The sequence below is a fragment of the Streptomyces sp. NPDC007157 genome (assembly GCF_040634235.1).
In the GTDB taxonomy this organism is placed as follows: Bacteria; Actinomycetota; Actinomycetes; order Streptomycetales; family Streptomycetaceae; genus Streptomyces.
Genome location: NZ_JBEYFE010000020.1, coordinates 178,495 through 193,101, shown reverse-complemented (window position 1 = coordinate 193,101; position 14,607 = coordinate 178,495). Strand labels below are relative to the sequence as shown.

At 72.1% G+C, this 14,607-nt stretch carries 13 protein-coding genes; 4 read left to right on the top strand and 9 right to left on the bottom strand.

All coding sequences use genetic code 11. From position 1 onward, the window contains the following. Window positions 1-152: 152 nt before the first annotated feature. The gene (locus ABZ642_RS31725) at window positions 153-464 is read right to left on the bottom strand and encodes a hypothetical protein (RefSeq protein WP_360490074.1); all 312 of its coding nucleotides are present in this window, start codon (window positions 462-464) and stop codon (window positions 153-155) included. A gap of 118 nt (window positions 465-582) precedes the next feature. On the opposite strand from ABZ642_RS31725, the gene ABZ642_RS31720 reads away from it, so the two are divergent. Continuing rightward, window positions 583-813 (top strand): DUF4287 domain-containing protein, encoded by a 231-nt coding sequence (locus tag ABZ642_RS31720; protein ID WP_351706537.1) that lies wholly within the window; start codon window positions 583-585, stop codon window positions 811-813. A 72-nt stretch (window positions 814-885) separates the two neighbouring features. On the opposite strand, the gene ABZ642_RS31715 is transcribed toward ABZ642_RS31720, so the two are convergent. The 6 genes from ABZ642_RS31715 to ABZ642_RS31690 all read right to left on the bottom strand — a co-directional run bounded on the left by ABZ642_RS31715 (window position 886) and on the right by ABZ642_RS31690 (window position 6,678). Next, a complete protein-coding gene (locus tag ABZ642_RS31715; RefSeq protein ID WP_360490072.1) occupies window positions 886-1,746 on the bottom strand; it encodes a Bax inhibitor-1/YccA family protein in 861 nt (286 codons plus the stop codon). Between the two features lie 195 nt (window positions 1,747-1,941). Continuing rightward, the gene (locus ABZ642_RS31710) at window positions 1,942-3,120 is read right to left on the bottom strand and encodes a 4-hydroxybenzoate 3-monooxygenase (RefSeq protein ID WP_360490070.1); all 1,179 of its coding nucleotides are present in this window, start codon (window positions 3,118-3,120) and stop codon (window positions 1,942-1,944) included. A 237-nt stretch (window positions 3,121-3,357) separates the two neighbouring features. Next, window positions 3,358-4,032, bottom strand: coding sequence for a hypothetical protein (locus ABZ642_RS31705; protein ID WP_360490068.1), 675 nt, complete (start codon window positions 4,030-4,032; stop codon window positions 3,358-3,360). Between the two features lie 123 nt (window positions 4,033-4,155). Next, window positions 4,156-6,069 carry a hypothetical protein gene (locus ABZ642_RS31700; RefSeq protein WP_360490066.1) on the bottom strand — a complete coding sequence of 638 codons (1,914 nt, stop codon included), beginning with the start codon at window positions 6,067-6,069 and terminating at the stop codon, window positions 4,156-4,158. Between the two features lie 105 nt (window positions 6,070-6,174). After that, complete coding sequence (locus ABZ642_RS31695; protein WP_360490064.1) at window positions 6,175-6,393, bottom strand: hypothetical protein; 219 nt, start codon at window positions 6,391-6,393, stop codon at window positions 6,175-6,177. 69 nt (window positions 6,394-6,462) lie between these two features. Further along, window positions 6,463-6,678 (bottom strand): hypothetical protein, encoded by a 216-nt coding sequence (locus ABZ642_RS31690; protein WP_207921928.1) that lies wholly within the window; start codon window positions 6,676-6,678, stop codon window positions 6,463-6,465. 227 nt (window positions 6,679-6,905) lie between these two features. Here ABZ642_RS31690 and ABZ642_RS31685 point away from each other — a divergent pair, with 227 nt between their 5' ends. The 3 genes from ABZ642_RS31685 to ABZ642_RS31675 all read left to right on the top strand — a co-directional run bounded on the left by ABZ642_RS31685 (window position 6,906) and on the right by ABZ642_RS31675 (window position 11,014). Then, window positions 6,906-7,304: a helix-turn-helix transcriptional regulator gene (locus ABZ642_RS31685; protein ID WP_360490062.1), complete on the top strand. Its 399-nt coding sequence runs from the start codon at window positions 6,906-6,908 to the stop codon at window positions 7,302-7,304. Between the two features lie 163 nt (window positions 7,305-7,467). Continuing rightward, the gene (locus ABZ642_RS31680; protein ID WP_360490060.1) at window positions 7,468-7,719 is read left to right on the top strand and encodes a hypothetical protein; all 252 of its coding nucleotides are present in this window, start codon (window positions 7,468-7,470) and stop codon (window positions 7,717-7,719) included. A gap of 139 nt (window positions 7,720-7,858) precedes the next feature. After that, window positions 7,859-11,014: an amidohydrolase family protein gene (locus ABZ642_RS31675; RefSeq protein ID WP_360490058.1), complete on the top strand. Its 3,156-nt coding sequence runs from the start codon at window positions 7,859-7,861 to the stop codon at window positions 11,012-11,014. Window positions 11,015-11,168: 154 nt separating this feature from the next. On the opposite strand, the gene ABZ642_RS31670 is transcribed toward ABZ642_RS31675, so the two are convergent. Together ABZ642_RS31670 and ABZ642_RS31665 are read right to left on the bottom strand one after the other, a co-directional pair. After that, window positions 11,169-12,740, bottom strand: a complete 1,572-nt coding sequence (locus ABZ642_RS31670; protein ID WP_360490056.1) for a fatty acid--CoA ligase — start codon at window positions 12,738-12,740, stop codon at window positions 11,169-11,171. A gap of 23 nt (window positions 12,741-12,763) precedes the next feature. Then, on the bottom strand, window positions 12,764-14,596 hold the full coding sequence (locus ABZ642_RS31665) for a beta-ketoacyl synthase N-terminal-like domain-containing protein (RefSeq protein ID WP_360490054.1): 1,833 nt from the start codon (window positions 14,594-14,596) through the stop codon (window positions 12,764-12,766). Window positions 14,597-14,607: the final 11 nt, after the last annotated feature.

Here is a 14,607-nt window from a genome sequence, read left to right as displayed (position 1 = left end):
GTGTTCTCTGCGTAGCGGGCGGGGGGGGGGGGGCCGCCCGCCCCCCGGCCCCACATACCCGCGGGGCGGGCCCCCCCGCGCACCTTCAGGGGCGCGGGGAACTGCGCGAGCGACCCCCACGCACCCGCACCCGGCAACGCACCCTCCGGCCCTCAGACCCCCGCCCGTTTCTGGGCCTCCTCCACCAGGCGCACCGCGTCCTCCACCTCCGCGTCGCTCTCCAGGACCACCGCCAAGTCGTTCCCGGCCACCGTGATTTGGTCGGCGACCGCGAACATCCCCGCGTCCGGCATCTCCCGGGCCTCGCCGCCCGGCTCCTCGACATCCTGCGCCCAGTCGGCCAACTGCCTGGCCAGCGCCAGCGCCTCCGCGGCCGCCCCCCTCTGCAGCCGACTCTGCGGCGCCGCCCTCAACTTGTCGGCGAAATGCTCCACGGCACGGGTAAGAGGCGTCGTATCAACCACGCCGTGAGCGTAACGCCTGACGTCGGCTGTCCTGTCCCGACTGTTGCCAACACGCCAACACTCAGGCACGGTGACGTGAAGGACCGGCTACAACCCCCTTTGCGCACCGGAGGCGCCGATGTCCCAAGTCTTCTCCGAGGAGACCCATCGCAACATGCTCGCCCGCATCCCCCACTGCACCGGTCGTGAAGTGTCCGACTGGCTGCGTACCGTCGCCGAAGGCCCGTCCCTCTTCCGCTTCGAGGAGAAGGTCAGCTGGCTCCGCCACGAGCACAACCTCGCGTACGGCCACGCGAAGGCGTTGATCCACGAGTACGACCTGAGGAGGGCCGCGCGCAAACTTCTCTAGGCGCGCACAGACGAGGAAGGGCCCCGGGGGTGCCCCGGGGCCCTTCTCGGTTCACTTGCTCCCTTACGGGCGCTAGTCGTTGCTGCTGAAGATCGCCACCAGGCGCAGCATCTCGACGTAGATCCACACCAGCGTCAGGGTGAGGCCGAACGCGGCCAGCCAGGCCTCGTTCTTCGGGGCGCCGTACGCGATGCCGTCCTCGATCTGCTTGAAGTCGAGGGTCAGGAAGAACGCGCCGAGCAGGATCGCGATGATGCCGACGATCGCACCGAGCGGACCGAAGCTGCGCAGCCCGCCGTTCTCGGCGACGCCGAACGCGACCAACAGCAGGTTGACCGCCATCACCAGCACGAAGGCGATGGCGATGGCCATGCCGACGCGGGCGTAGCGGGCGGTGACCCGGATCCAGCCGGCCTTGTAGACCAGCAGGGTCGCGGCCGTGACCGCCATGGTGCCGAGCACCGCCTGGAACGGGGCGCCGCTCCACCGGCTGTTGTACATCTCGCTGATCACGCCGAGGAAGACGCCCTCGAAGGCGGCGTATCCCAGGATCAGCGCGGGCACCGGGGTGCGCTTGAAGCTCTGGATCAGGGCCAGGACCATCGCCACGATCGCGGAGCCGAAGGCCAGGCCGTAGCTGGTGCTGGAGACCGGCAGCAGGGCCCAGGCGAGGGCCGCGCCGACGGCGACCGTGCCGAGCGTCGTCGCCGAGCGCAGGACCACGTCGTCCATGGTCAGCCGGCCGGTGGTGGCCGGGGCCTGCGGCGGGGCGCCCTGCTGGAGGTCCTGCTGGGCGTAGGGGTTGTTCGCGTACGGGTTCTGCGCGTAGGGGTTGCCCTGTGCGTACCCGGCCTGCGGCGCGGTGTTGAAGCCCGCGTAGCCGTTGTCGCGGCTGAACCCCCGTCGCGAGAAGACCGGGTTACTGCTCCTCATTTCGCTCCTCCATGGCCACGGTGGGTGGCCTTGGCGTCAAGAGTAATGGATTGGCAAAAGGATGACCCTAGTGCCTGGGGAGGATCTTTCCCTCGCCGTGCTGCGCAACACGCTACGCGGACCCCTCATTCCCGGCCATGGAGGGCTTCATTCCATGACCGAGTCGCTACATGGCCGGAACCGGCCGGAGATGCCTCAGGCGTCCAGCGGGAAGCCCGTGTACGCCTCCGCCAGGTCGGTCTCGGCCGCCCGGTTGGCGGCGATCCGGCCGAGCCGGGCCAGCTGGAGCCGGGCGTCGAAGGGGGTGTCCCCGGGGCCGCGGTGCAGCAGGGTCGTCATGTCGTACGAGAACCGCTCGGCCTGCCAGACCCGGCGCAGGCAGGTCGCCGAGTAGGTCTCCAGGAGCTCGGGCGAACCCGTCTCCCGCTCGTGGGCGAGGGCGCGGGCGAGGGTGACGACGTCACCGACGGCGAGGTTCAGCCCCTTGGCACCGGTCGGCGGCACGATGTGGGCGGCGTCCCCGGCGAGGAGGACCCGGCCGTGCCGCATGGGCTCGTGGACGTACGACCGCATGGGTGTGACCGACTTCTGGGTGATCGGCCCGCGCGCGAGGCGCCAGTCGTCGTCGGTCTCCAGACGCCGTTCCAGCTCGTCCCAGATCGCCTCGTCGGTCCAGTCCTCGGCGTCCGTGTCGGCCGGGACCTGGAGGTAGAGGCGGGAGACGGACGGGGAGCGCATCGACAGGAGGGCGAAGCCGCGGTCGTGGCGGGCGTAGACCAGCTCGTCGTGGGAGGGGGCGACGTCGGCGAGGATGCCCAGCCAGGCGTAGGGGTAGGTGCGCTCGAAGACCCGGGAGAGGGACTCGGGGAACGCGCCGCGGGCCACCCCCCAGAAGCCGTCGCAGCCCACGACGTACGCGCACTCCAGCACGTCCTCCCGCCCCTCGTGCCGGAACCGCACCCGCGGCCGCTCGCTCTCGGCGCCCTCCACCGCCAGCGCCTCCGCCTCGAAGAGCAATGGGCCGCCCTCCTTGAGCTGGAGGGCGATGAGGTCCTTGCAGACCTCGGTCTGGGCGTAGACCGTCACGGACCGCCCGCCGGTGAGCCCGGGGAAGTCCACGCGGTGGCGCTGTCCGGCGAACCGCAGCTCGATGCCGTCGTGGCGCAGGCCCTCGCGGTCCATCCGCTCCCCGGCGCCGGCCGCGCGCAGCACGTCCACCGTGCCCTGCTCCAGGATCCCGGCGCGCTGGCGGTGTTCCACGTAGGAGCGGTCGCGGCTCTCCAGGACGACCGAGTCGATGCCGGCGTTGTGCAGCAGCCGGGCGAGCAGGAGCCCGGCGGGTCCGGCTCCGATGATGCCGACGGTGGTGCGCATCGGTCGTTCCTTCCGTGGACGGGGCGTCGTCGCCCGCTGCGGGGACTGCGGCGTTCACCTGGTGCGACTGTTCGTCTGGTGAAACTTCCTTCACCCGGTTCTCCCGAGTCTCCGTCCGCACCTGCCCCCTGTCAATGGACACGCCCGGGCCTCCGGCGGCGCGCGCGGCCGGCCGCCCGGCCCGCCGGAGGCGGTGGTGGGCCGGGCGGCCGGTGCGCGGAGCGGCGGGGCAGGGGGTCAGCGGCCCGGCCAGCCGTCCAGGTGGCGGTGCAGGGTGACGTCGGCGTGCGGGTCGCCCTTCGGGGCGTTCGCGACCGCGTCGTGCAGGACGGTGGTGACCTCGGCGGCGAGCCCGTCGGCCCGCGTGCGCAGCTCGTCGGCGGGCAGCGTGGAGCGGCTCAGCTCGTCGAGCCGGCGGTGGATGTCGGCGAGCTTGCCCCGCGCGGTGGCGTCGAGCAGCAGCGGGTTGGGCGTGGCGACCACGAACTGGTAGGCACCGGCCAGGGTCTGGCAGCCCGTGCACTCCTTGTTGGCGGCGTCGCTGAGGTTCACCGCGTTCAGCCGCGTGTGCTCCCCGGCGACCGTGACGATCTGGAAGGACAGCGCGACCGAACGGCAGTGGTCGTCCGCCGAGCAGCCGGCCGAGACGGCGTTGGCCTGGTTGCGTACGGCGGCGGCGTTGACCTTGCCGAACTGACGGACCGTGAACGAGTCCCGGACCTGGGTGTGGTGGCCGCGGTCGGCGTGGCTGAAGACATGGTCGGAGGCGACCGCGGCGTGCGGCACGGCGGTGGCCGCCTGTGCGGGCAGCGCGGTGGCCGCGCCGGCGACCCCGGCGGCGAACAGGCCGATCCGGACGGCCCGCCGGGTGAGCGGGCCTGAGGTGGTGCGTGGTTTTCGGTGACTGCTCATGGATGCTCCCGTGCTCCTGTGCTTCTGCGGTAGGTGGTTCGGTGGCCGCGCGCCGGCCGGCCGCGTGCTGGTGGCCCGCGGACCGGCCCGCGCGGTGGCCGTACGACGGCCCGGGGCCGCTCGTCAGGACGTGGCCGGGGCCGGGCTGGGCGAGTCGCTGGCCGGCGGCGGGGACGGGCTGGGCGTCGGGGACACCGGAACGCTCTCCGACGGTGTGGGCGACGGCTCGGGCTCCGTCGTGCCGGGCCCGTCGGAGGGCGAGGGCACCGGATCGGCGACCGTTCCCCCGCTGGACGGCACCGGCGACCTGGAGGCACCGTCGCCGGCACCGCCCGGTACCGAGGCGGACGGCGACGCCGAGGCGGACGCCTCGCGCGAGGACTCCGTCGGCGAGGGCCCGGCGCTCGCCCCGGCCGAGGCGGCCGGCGCACCGGCCGCCGGGTCCGACGGGCTGCCGGATCCCGTCGGGCGGTCCGGGGTCGTGGCCTGCCGGGCCGGCGGTGCCTCGGTCGGCACCCCCGGCTGCAGGATCGGCGCGATCGGCGGCTGCTTGGGCAGCGGCTTCGGCGTCACCCCGGAGACCCAGGCGTAGCTGAGACCGGTGAGCGCGGCGAGGGCGAGGGCGCAGACCGCGATCCTGAGCCTCGGCCGGCCCGCCGTGGTGCGTTTCGCGGCCCGGATGAGCCGCCCGCCGATCTTCACGGACAGATAGACGACACCGGCCATCGGGCACAGCAGCATCACGCTGCCGATGGTCCCGACCAGCCCCTCGACGATCTTCCCGTCCACGAACGCCGATCCGGTGCCGACGAGTTGCTCGGTCAGGGAGCGGGTCATGGTGGTGAGGATCCGCGGCAGGTTCCACAGCGCGTACCCGAGTTCGCCGATGATCAGCGGGACCATCGTCAGCACCCAGGTGGCGACGATGGCGCGCGCCGACTTCTTCAGCCCGGCGACCTCCTCGCGGGCCTTGTCCCCCCGCGGCCCCGGCACCAGGGCCAGCAGGATCGGCTTGATCTTGCCGTACAGGTCCGGGACCCCGGCCAGGTCGCCGAGGATGTAGTAGCCGTCCAGCCGTACGGCCGGCATCAGCTGTTCCAGGATCTCGAAGTGCCCGAGGTAGACCGTGGCCAGGAAGAACTGCGCCCCGGTGGCGAAGTAGGCACCGGCCATGGCCAGCATGAAGACGATGTTGAAGTAGACGCCGCCGAGGTCGGTGCGGAGCCGGCCGGCCCGGCCGATCCGGTAGACGTCGGTGACGTCGGTGTACATCGAGGGCCAGATGAGGAAGAGCCCGCACCCGATACAGCCGGGGCGGGCTCCGCCGTATCTGCACGCGGAGGCGTGGCCGAACTCGTGGAAGACGAGGGAGGCCACGGTGAGCACGAAGACGACGAGGATCAGGACGGGCTGGTCGAGCACCTCCAGGACGGGTTCTATCGCCCCGAAGAACCCGAACAGCCAGACGTCCATGCCGACGACCGCGGCCAGCACCAGGGCCACCACCACCGGTCGGTGCAGCCAGGCCAGCGAACGGGCGATCTTCGCCGTACGCCGCTCGTCGAAGATCACCCGGTGGCCCTTGAGGGCGAGCAGCAGGTCGGAGCGCGGGGCGTCGACCTCGTCGTCCTCCTGGCCGTCCGGGACCGTCACTCCCAGCGGTTCGAGCTTCTTCTCGACGAGGTAGCGGATGTTCTCCCCGCTGACCTCGCGGCCGAAGCGGGCGCTGACCCGGTGGGCGATGGCCTCGGCATCGCGGACGCCGTCGACCGACGACGCCACCAGGTACAGCAGCCTGGACAGCTGCACGACCTGCCCGTCCCCCCGACGGGCGATGTACTTGGGCTCGGTGAATCCCGACCCCTGGTACTCGCCGTGCAGCCGCAGTCCCGCGCTCAGCCTCGGGATCGGCGACGGCGGGTCGACCACCGGCAGGTTGCCCGTCGCGACCTGCTCGTAGGTGACCGGCCAGCCGCCGGGTCCGGGCACCGGGCCCGTGTCGTACAGTGCGGCGGTCCCGTCTCCGAGCACCGTCATGTGTGGTCTCCCCCCGGATCCCGCATGCAGTTCCCCCCCTTGGCGCCGGTCCGGCGCCGGCCGCGAGCGCCACCGCCGGGGCGACGGCGGTGGCGCTCGTGGGGACTACTGGGTGACGCTGATCGTCTGCGCGGCCTGCGAGGTGGCGGACGACCACGAGGAGTGGTCGTTCAGGGCGGCGGACTGGTTGGACGCGTCGATGTTGGCGATGTGCTTGGTGACGTTGACGGTCTTGCCGAAGCTGAACTTCAGGCGGCCGAGGGCCTCACGGCCCGGCAGCAGCTCGGCGGACTCGTTCTCCAGCTCGTTCATGTCCATGCTCATGACGGATGTCCTTTCGTTTCGTGTGCGATGAGGTCGAGGTCGGCACCGACGCCGTGCGCCGGCGCGGTGCTACTGGGTGACGCTGATGGTCTGGGCGGCGCCGGAGTCGGCCACCGACCACGACGAGTGGTCGTTCAGCGCGGCGGACTCGTTGTGGGCGCTGATGTTCGCGACGTGCTTGGTGACGTTGACCGTCTTGCCGAAGCCGAACTTCAGCCGGCCCAGGGCCTCACGACCCGGCAGCAGCTCCGCGGACTCGGCCTCGAGCTCATGGGCGTCCATCATGATCGCTTCCCCCTCAGGGATAGACATTTCCGATCGGACCGAGTCAGGTTCCCCCCGGACTCTGTCCAATCTGGTCGGACGTGCTGTCCAACGAGATTGGACACTAGGGCCTCGGAGACCCCTCGCGCAACCCGTTCGGGAAATCACCCTCTCGGCCGATCGCGGCGGCGACCGTAGAATCGGCGCGACATGGCGGACTCCGCAGGCGGCGAGCAGGAAGTGACTCAGTGGCCAACGCACTGCAGCAGTTGATCCGTGAGCACCTCGACCGCAAGGGCTGGTCCTACGGTGACGTGGCGCGGCGCGGTGGTGTCCCCCGCTCCACGGTCCACCATCTGGCCACCACCGAGCGGGTGGTCCGCATGCCCCAGGCGACGACCCTGGAGGGCCTGGCCAAGGGGCTGGAGCTCCCGCTGGAGAGCGTGCGCCGGGCCGCCGCCGAGGCGTGCGGGATCCATGTGTACGACACCTCGCCGGACGCCGGCGCGAACGGCGGCGCCGCCGACCCCGAGGTCGCGCTGCTCATCGCGAGCGTCCAGAAGCTGTCGGCGGACGACCGCCGCCATGTCACCGCCCTGGTCGAGTCGCTGCTGGACCGTTCCTCCGGCCCCGCCAAGGAGAAGTGACCGCCCCCGGACGGCTCCTCGAACGCTCTCGGACGGTCTTTCGCCAAGTCGGAAAAAGAAACCAACTCCGCACGAAACCGTGAAGATCCAGGACTAGTCTCTCGTCCTGCCCGGGACGCGAGAGCCGCACGACCACGGGCTCTCAGGGGGAAATGTGTTGTTCGTGCACGGCGGACCGGCGACGGCCGTGGTCCGGGGACCCGACGGCGAGTCCGTCGTCCTGCTGTCCGGGGAACTGCCCGAGGTGCTCACCGACGCCTCGGTCACCGAACTCCTGGACCTGGCCGCCGCCATCCTGGACACCGGTGAACTCGCCCTCTTCGAGGAATGCCTGCACGCGTTGCGCGGCAACGGCATGCGGGCGGGCCGCCGCATCGAGGTCGACGGCGCGGTCCTGACCGTCTACGAGGGGTGAGCCGACCCGATACCCGGGCAATGCCGCCATTCGGTTTTCCAGTCGTGTCGAGCCCGTCCACGGATTCGTGATAATCCCCCTTCGGTCGCAACGCCCCCGGTATAAGGTTCTGGCGCCGAATCACGACAGGGGGAACTCCGTGACATCGAACAGCTCCGATCCGAATTCCTCGCACCAGGAGAGAACCGGACGGATTTCACGGCGCACGTTACTGAGAAGCGGAGGTGTCGCGGGACTCGGTGTACTCATACCGGTCACCGGAAACGCAGACGCCGCCGCCGGTGCGCCCGCACCTCACATCGTCGCCCGCGAAGGCGCCAATCTCGCCGTCTCTCTGTCACCCGACGGTCGCACCATCGCCCTCGACGCGCTCAACGCGATCTGGCTGCTCCCCGTGGCCGGCGGCACGGCCCGCCGGCTCACCGAGGACGGGCTGGACGCCACCCAGCCGCACTGGGCGCCCGACGGGCAGAGCCTGGTGTTCCAGTCGTTCCGCGAAGGGGCGTACGACCTGTGGCGGATCGGCCCCGACGGATCGGGGCTGCGGCGGCTGACCGACGGGGCGGGGTACGACCAGGAGCCGAAGTTCTCGCCGGACGGCCGGCTGGTGGCCTTCGCCTCCGACCGCGGCAACGCCGGGCGCATCTGGCTGCTGGACACCCGGACCGGCGGTCTGCGCCCGCTGACGCAGGGCGACCGCAACGTCTCCATGCCCACCTGGTCGCCCGACGGAAAGCGGGTGGCCTACATCGCCGACGGCGGGGCGGTCGAGGCCGTCGACATCCTCTCGGGGGCGGTCGAGACCCTGGTGACCGGGCCGGCGGACGCGGCCCTGTACGCGCCGTCGTTCAGCCCCGACGGACGGCACGTGACCCATGTGCGGGTGACCGGGCCGCGCGCCGACCTCATGCTGGACGACCGGGCCCTGACCGACGGGGAGGACGTGTTCCCGCTGGCAGCCTGCTGGCTCACCGCCGACGAACTCCTCTACACCGCCGACGGACACATCCGCCGCCGCACCCTGGACGGCACGCGGACCGACATTCCGTTCGGCGCCGAAGTGAGCCTCACGCGGCCGGCCCCGTACCGGCGCCGCGGCCCGGACATCACCTCCACCCGCCCGCAGGACGTCCTCGGCGTCGCCGACCCGGTGCTGTCGCCCGACGGGCACGGCATCGCCTTCCGGGCACTCAACGCCCTGTGGCTGCTGCGCGGCGGCGAGCGGCCGCGACGGATCGTGGGCGACGGTTACTGGAACGCCTCCCCCGACTGGTCTCCCGACGGCCGTTCCCTGGTCTACGTGAGCGACCGCGCCGGTACCGCGAACCTCTGGCGCCACGACCTCGCCGCCGGTACCCGCGAGCGGCTCACCGACCTGCCGAACGCCCAGCTCTCACCGCGCTGGTCCCCCGACGGAACCCGGATCGCGTACCAGGACGAGGGCGGCGCCACCTGGGTGCTGACCGTCGCCGACGGCTCGGTGACCAAGGTGGTGGGCGAGCTCTACCAGCCCGGTCCCCCCGCCTGGTCGCCGGACGGCAGGCTGATCGCGCTGGCCGCGGTCGCGCCGTACTCCCGCCGCAGCAGCAACGGACACAACCAGATCCTCACCGTCGACCTGGACACCCACGAGGTGCGCTACCAGGCCCCGGCGCCGGGGCGTTCCCTGTCCACCCGCAGCGGCGACGGCCCGCTGTGGACGCCGGACGGCCGGCATCTGATCGTGGGCATGGAGAGCCTCGCCTGGCGGGTACCGGTGGACGCCGACGGGCGGATCACGGGCGAGCCCGAGCAGCTCACCGACGAGACCACGGACTCCCTGTCGATCGACGCCCGCGGCACCACCTTGCTCTACCTGTCCGACGGGCGGCTGCGCGCCCTCGGCCTCGACGGCTCCGGCACCCGCACCCTCCCCACCCGGCTGACCTGGAGCCGCCGCCCCGCACCCGCGGGACGGACCGTCGTACGGGCCGGGGCCCTGTGGGACGGCACCGGCGGCGACCTCCGTCACGACGTGGACATCGCCGTCGAGGACGGACGGATCACCGAGGTGGCACGCCGCGGCGCCGTCCGTGGTGGCCGGACCGTCGACGCGTCCGCGCTGACCGTCCTGCCCGGACTGATCGACACCCACAACCACTGGCACTGGCGCGGCCCCCAGTGGGGCGACCGGCAGGGGCGGGCCTGGCTGGCGTACGGCGTGACCACCAGCCGGACCCCGGGTGATCCCGCCTACCAGATGGTGGAGAACCGGGAGGCGCTGGCGGCGGGCGCCCGGGTGGGGCCACGGTATTTCGGTTCCGGAGAGGGGTTCGAGGGGACCCGCGGCCAGCACCGGGTGATGCGTCCGGTCTTCTCGCGCGCCCAGCTCGACCGCGACCTGCGGCGGGCCTTCGCGCTCCGCTACGACCTGCTGAAGTCGTACATCCGGCTGCCGCTCGACCTGGAACGCGAGGTGGTGGAGCGCGGCCACGCGGCCGGTGTGCCGGTCACCTCGCACTACCTCTACCCGGCGGCCCGCACGGGCCTGGACGGGATGGAGCACACCGGCGGCGGCAACCGGCTCGGCTACTCGCGCACGCTGAGCTTCGCCGCCGGCCGGACCTTCCAGGACTCCGTGGACCTGCTCGCCGCGAGCGGCATGTGGATCTCCACGACCACGCTGTTCGCGACGGAACTGTTCGCCGACGACCGGTCGTTGGTCGAGGACGAACGCACCCGGATCCTGTTCCCGGACTGGGAGTACGAGCGACTGCGGCAGAAGGCCGACAGTGCCGGATCGGGCCCGGACGCCGAGCTCAACCATGCCTGGACGGTGGGCGACTGCGACATGCTGCTGCGGGTGCACCGAGCCGGCGGGCTGGTCGTGGCGGGCACCGACGCGGCGCTGGACGACATCGGCATCAGCATCCACCAGAACCTCCGGGCCCTGGTCAAGTACGGGTTCGCGCCCTGGGAGGCGCTCACCACCGCGACCGGGAACGCGGCCCGCTGTCTGGGCCTGGCCGACCGGCTGGGCGCCGTCGCCCCCGGTCTGCTCGCCGACCTGGTGTTCGTGGCGGGCGATCCGCTGCACGACATCGCCGCCGCCGCGGCCGTACGGCAGGTGATGTCCGGGGGCAGGATGCACACCGTGCCGGAGCTGCTGGAACCGTTCCGCAGGCCCGCGGCGGCCACCGAGAGTGTCGCGCACCCGCACCGGGTACGGACCGCGGCGGCCTCCACCCTGCGCGACGCGGACCACTACTGGCACGAGGCCGAGTGGCGGCACCAGGGATGCTGCCGTCAGCGGTGAAACCTGCCGTCACCAAGGGTCCGGGCGGGGTTCACCCCGCCCGGACCCATGAAGAGCACGCCTTGTTCTCTGCCGGTGATTACCTGCCCGTGATTCCCTGCCTGTGATTCCGTGACCGTGATTCGCTGCCTGTGATTCCCTGCCCCGTGCCGGATCAGTTGACCCGACGTTCCCGGCCCGCCCAGAAACGCTCGCGCAATTCCCGTCGGAGGATTTTTCCGCTGGGATTCCGGGGCACTCGCTCGATGAATTCGTATCCGCTCGGGGATTTGAAGTCGGCGATGTGATCCCGGAGGAAGAGTTTCAGTTCCCTCGGCTTCACCGTTGTTCCGGGGCCCAGGACGACGAAGGCGCGCACGGCCTCGCCCCAGCGTTCGTCCGGTACGCCGATCACCGCCGCCTCGGCCACCGCCGGGTGGCCGCACAGGGCGTTCTCCACCTCGGCCGGGTAGACGTTCTCACCGGCCACGATGACGGTGTCCTTGATGCGGTCGCAGATGTGGACGTAACCGTCCTGGTCGAGGTAGCCGGCGTCGCCGGTGCGCAGCCAGCCGTCGACGAGGCTCTCGGCGGTCGCCTCCTTCAGGCCCCAGTACTCCAGCATCACCGCGGGCGTGCGCAGCCGGATCTCCCCGACCTCGCCGGCCGCCAGCACGGTGCCGTCGTCGCCGGTCACCGCCACCTCGACACCGGGATAGGGGCGGCCCGCCGCGCGCAGCCGGGGGCTGCCCGGCACATGGTCCGCGGGCGGCAGACACAGCGCGGTGTTGCCGCTCTCGGTGAGCCCGTACAGCTGCGCCAGATCGCAGCGCAGGGTCTCGATGCACCGCAGCAGGAGCGTCTCGGAGATCGGGGAGCCGCCGTAGGTGACCTTGCGCAGGGAGACGAAGTCCTGCGGGCCGACGCCGGGTTCGGCCAGCATCATCTGCAGCATCGCGGGCACGGCAAGGGTCGTGGTGACACCGAGCTCGCGGACCAGCCGTACGGCGTCGTGGGCCGAGAACATCCGCATGGCCACGCTCTTCACGCCGGCGTTGAAGCCCTGCATGGCCCACCAGATGCCGGCGACGTGGAAGCCGGGGATGCTGATGAGGCTGACGTCCTCCGGATGCCAGTCGATCCAGTCGAGGCCGTGTTCGGCCAGCAGGTCACCGATGGCGAAGAAGCTGCGGTGGGCGAGGACGACACCTTTCGGCAGGCCCGTCGTGCCGCTGGTGTAGAGCTGGACCACCGGGTCGTCGGGGGCCGCCTCGACCGCGAGGTCGTCCTGCGGGAACTCCGCCCGCCACTCCTGGAAGCCGAGGCCGCTGCCCTGGCATCCGTCCACGCCCACCACCGTGGGCCGGGACGGCAGCCGCGCACGGGACCGCTCGGCCGCGTCGGTGTACTCCCGCTCCGCGAAGATCAGTTCGGCTTCGGAGTCGCCCAGGATGTGGTCGACCTCGCCCGGGGTGAGACGCCAGTTGACCGGGACGAGAACGGCGCCCGTCTTGGCGCAGGCGAAGAAGATCTCGTAGTAGTGCTCGGACTCCTTGCCGAGGTAGGCGACGCGCGAGCCCCGGCCGATCCCCGCGGCGGCCAGGGCGCGGGCCGAGCGGTTGCTGTCACGGTGCAGCCGCTCGTAGGTGACCTCCCGGCCCTCGCACACCAGGGCCACCTGCTGGGGCCGGCGCGCCGCGTGGAACGCCACGGTGTCGACGGCGGTCCGGAGATTCGGATAGTGCATTCGGGCGTCCAATCCGTAGACGGTCAGGTCCAGTCGTGGTGGTCGGGCCAGAAGCGCCGGCCGGTCAGCGCGGGACCCGGCAGCCTCAGCAGCGGGGGGCGCGGACCGTCCTCGGGCCACAGCGCCGCAAGGTCGGGCGGGTCCCCCGCCAGGTGACGCCGCGCCAGCCGGGACAGCAGCAGGGTGCGCTCCGCCCCGTCCGGGGGCGCCAGGACGGCGGTCCGGTCCCCGTCCGCCACCCGGGCCAGGTCCCGCAGCAGACCGGCCCGGTCGTGCACCACCGACGCGTACCGCACCGCCAGATGGTCCCGTGTCTCGGCGAGCGTGCGGCTGACCGCGGCCGGGCTCCAGTCCGTGCTCTCGCGCAGGCGGTGGAGCAGCCGCCGGGCCGTGCCCGCGAGGGCCGGTTCGTTGTGCCCGGACAGCAGCAGCAGCCACGGCCCGGGGAGATCCGGTTCCCCGGCGCCGCTCTCGGGAGCACTCTCCAGGACGACGTGCGCGTTGGTCCCGCAGAAGCCGAAGCCGCTCACCCCGGCGCGCCGGACGTCCTGCGCGGGCCAGGGAAGGGGTGCGGCGGCGAGCCTCAGCCCGGTGCGCTGCCAGGGGATGTCCGGGTCCAGGTCGTCCGCGCCGGGCTGCGGCGGCAGTTCGGCGTGCGCGAGGGCGAGCGCCGTCTTCATCAGCCCCGGGCCGCCGGAGGCGGTTTCCAGATAGCCGATGTTCGCCTTGACCGACCCGATGTGCAGCGGCGGCGCGTCCGGGGAGAACCGCTCGTAGGCCTCGGCGATCGACTCGGCCTCGATCTGACCGCCCAGCCGGGAGCCGTTCGCCTGGGCCTCGACGTACTGCACGTCGGCGGGTGACACCCCGGCGTCGCGCAGCGCGCGTTCGATCACCGCCTTCTGGCCGCGGGCCGAGGCGACGGACATGCTCGGCCGGTCGCCCTGCGCGTGCACCGCGCTGCCCCGCACCAGCGCGTACGGCAGGCGGCCCGCGGAGACGGCGTCGGCGTACCGTTCGAGGACGACGACGCCGCATCCCTCTGCGCGCACATGCCCGTCGGCCCGGCGGGTGAAGGGCCGGCTGCGGCCGCTCGGCGACAGCATGCCGGCCCGGTCGAGGATGCCGGTGCTGAACGGCGACAGCAGCAGGTTGGCGATGCCCACCAGCGCGACGTCGCACTCCCGCCGTCGCAGGGCCTGCACGGCCAGGTGCACCGCCGTCAGCATCGACGAGGAGGCCGTGTCGACGGTGATCGCCGGACCGGCCACCCCCAGCGCCAGGGCGATCCGGCCGGAGAAGGCGCTGGGGGAACTGCCGGTGCTCATGTGCGGGGACAGCCCGCCGTCCGGGAGCCCGCCGCGCAGCCAGGCGTACGGGTACTCCACCGGCCCGGCGCCGGCGAAGACGCCGACGCTCGAGCGGCGCAGCCGCTCCCGGGACAGGCCCGCGTCCGCCAGGGCCTGCACGGTGACCTCCAGCAGCAACCGCTGCTGCGGGTCCATGTGCAGCGCCTCCTGCTCCGGAATGCCGAAGTAGGCGGCGTCGAACAGGTCCACGTCGCTCAGGTACGCGCCCTGGCGCAGCCGGTCGGCCAGCGGCGCCAGGTCGGGTGCGCCGAGGTTCCAGCGCGGCCGGCCGAGGCTGTCGGACGGCACACCGGCGGCCTCGGTCGCCAGCACCCGGCCCTCGCGCAGGGCGGTCCGCAGGGACCCGGCGTCGTCCAGGCCGCCGGGGAGCCGGCAGCCCATGCCGACGACGGCGATCCCCTGGGACTGCTCCTGGCGCTGCCGGGCGAGCATCACCATGAGCTGCTTCCTGGACAGCGATTCCAGATAATCGATGTAGCTCGTCACGTTCCCTCGCA